Source organism: Mucilaginibacter sp. P4_G9 (assembly GCF_056400985.1).
The window spans coordinates 1-2677 of sequence record NZ_JBFUKF010000548.1 but is presented as its reverse complement, the minus strand read 5'-3'; the positions used below and the strand labels follow the sequence as shown (position 1 = coordinate 2677).

Genomic DNA, 2677 nt, shown 5'->3' with positions numbered 1-2677 from the left:
GCGTTGGCGTTGGCAGTGCATCGTCATAAGATATCTGCCCGGCCTCCTTCACATTATTAAAAAAGCTAAACAGTTCGTAATAGTTCTTTTGCGAAATAGGGTCGAATTTATGGTCGTGGCATTTGGCACAACCTACCGACATCCCCAGCACCGCGTTACCGAAAGTATTTGTGCGGTCTACCACATATTCGGTTTGAAATTCTTCCTCAATGATGCCCCCTTCCATATTTTGCTGATGGTTACGGTTAAACGCGGTAGCAACGATCATATCGCGTGTGGGGTGCGGCATCAAATCGCCGGCCAGTTGCCATTGGATAAATTTATCGTAACTAAAATTGGTGTTAAAAGCTTTGATCACCCAATCGCGGTAGGGCGACATATCCCTGATCCTATCCACCGTATAGCCATGCGAATCGGCATAACGGGCAACATCCAGCCAGTCAACAGCCATTTTTTCTCCATAATGTGGCGATTTCAGCAGGCGGTCTACCTGTTTTTCATAAGCATTGGGTGAGGTATCCTTCAAAAAATTATCTATCTCCTCAAGTGTTGGAGGCAAACCTGTAAGGTCGAGCGATACACGGCGCAACAACAATTCCTTACCGGCTTCTTTAGACGGTTGAAGTTTTTGCTGTTTTAGCTTAGCCTGTATAAAATTGTCAATAGGGTTGTTAACCTTACCGTCTGCATCGGGCACATCCGGTTTTACGGGTTTTACAAATGCCCAGTGGGGTTTATATACTGCTCCATCTTTAATCCACTTAATCAGCACGGCCTTTTCATTAGCGGTAAGGGTATGGTGCGATTCGGGTGAAGGCATCATGTACTTAGGATCATCAGACAGGATACGGTGAAAAAACTCACTGCCCTCCAAATTGCCCGGATCAATAGCCACTTTACCTTTATCCTCGGGCAGTTCGGCATAAGCAAATTCTGCAATATCTAACCTCAACCCTGCTTTTTGTTTATTTTTATCGGGGCCGTGGCAGGCAAAACATTTATCAGAAAGAATGGGTTTTACGTCGATATTATAATCAAGTTTGCCGGGTAATGCATCGTAGGCCACCTTCACATCAGCGGGCAAATCAACCGACGATGAATAAAAGTATAATGCAATTCCTGATACCAATACAACACTAAGCAGTATAAAAAATGGTCTTCGCATGAAGTAAATTACCTGGTTTATAATTAAGATAAATCTACATGGTGTAATCGGATAAAAATTTCACAAACACAACTTAAGTTAGCACAAATCCGACTTTTTTAAATTACTTGTCTATAATTTTTGTTTACATTGCAATCATTATAGGCTAATGAACAGAAGCATTTTAAGATCGACTTTTAGTTTGCTGAATACCGACCATGTAGAGCTAAATAAAAACTGGAACTATAAAAACGTGACCAGTACCTTTTACCGGCTGTACTATATTGATGGTGGCGAGGGTTTACTATATAATGCCGACAGCAGCATTAAACTGGAGCCAGAATTTGTATATCTTATACCAAGCTTTACCACTTGCAATTATTATTGTGATAACTATTTAAGCCAGTACTATATCTGCTTTGCAGAAGAATCAGTTGATGGGGCATCTCTATTTTCATCCAACCGCAAGTTATTTAAAATAAAAGCCACAGATAATGCATTGCAATATTTTAAACGCATACTGCATTTAAACCCCAACCGGACTTTGTATATATCCTACAATCCCAAGGTGTATGAGAAGCGCCCGGTACAAAAAACCTTTGAGGAATTGAACGAACAGATGCATGCTTATGCTTATATGGAAACCTATGGTTTGCTTTTGCAACTTGTATCGATGTTTTTAAAACCGGATGTTTTTTTAATGGAAGATAAAAGCATCATTCACTCTAAAATATCCGATGCTATAAATTATATACAAACCAACCTGCAACAAAACATTACCGTAGCCGACCTTGCCAAGCGGGCCAATCATAATACTGATTACTTTTCGCGCCTGTTTTATGAAAATACCGGCGAGCGCCCTTTAACCTACATTCAATCAAAAAGGATTGAGCGGGCACAGTTACTGCTTACCACAACCAACCTTCCTTTTTATGAAATAGCTGTCGAAACCGGTTTTGAAAACTTATCCTATTTTTCGCGGATCTTTAAAAATATTACCGGGCAAACGCCCAGTGTATATAAGAAAAATAGTCTTATTATGTAGTAAAACAGCGCTTATATTTAGTTTAATGCAAATAAAATATTAGTTTTAAATTGTTTGATCCATTATCCATCGTTACCGGTGATATTTATATTATATGAACTTTGCATTTGAACCTGTTATTGCAATTATAGTAGCCAGCCAACTGCGCAAAAAGATAAAAGAGGACAATGTCCGACCTGATCTTGCCCAATACATGATGTATGCCATGTATGCTGCTATTGCATTAATTTGCCTTGGGCTAAGCGATTTTCTTAACGATGTTGTGGTGCTCGCCCTTAATAATTTGCTTGTTTTTGGGCTTATTGCATTACCATACACAGTTGAGGAATTTAAAAGTAGCCGGTCGTTAAGCAACGCCGTGGCGCCGTACGCTGTTGCTACTTTTATATCAGACGTGTTCGAAACTGTATTTCCCAAGTTTTTCGAGAACCATAATGCCGTTTTTGGAAGCGCAAAAACTTTCGCGTTTTTATGGGCATGTGCTATGT

At 39.9% G+C, this 2677-nt stretch carries 3 protein-coding genes; 2 read left to right on the top strand and 1 reads right to left on the bottom strand.

All coding sequences use genetic code 11. From position 1 onward, the window contains the following. The coding region (locus tag AC1DPZ_RS25105) for a DUF1549 domain-containing protein (RefSeq protein ID WP_477408633.1) at positions 1–1165 on the bottom strand (1165 nt) is incomplete at its 3' end. Positions 1166–1313: 148 nt separating this feature from the next. Here AC1DPZ_RS25105 and AC1DPZ_RS25100 point away from each other — a divergent pair. Beyond that, positions 1314–2189, top strand: a complete 876-nt coding sequence (locus tag AC1DPZ_RS25100) for a helix-turn-helix domain-containing protein (protein WP_477408631.1) — start codon at positions 1314–1316, stop codon at positions 2187–2189. Positions 2190–2283: 94 nt separating this feature from the next. Further along, positions 2284–2677, top strand: a 394-nt coding sequence (locus AC1DPZ_RS25095; RefSeq protein WP_477408629.1) for a hypothetical protein, incomplete at its 3' end; no start/stop codon positions are given.

What these genes read in the sequence shown, in the direction of transcription:
- AC1DPZ_RS25100 (WP_477408631.1), top strand. Translation starts at nt 1,314, where the DNA reads ATGAACAGAAGCATTTTAAGATCGACTTTTAGTTTGCTGAATACCGAC.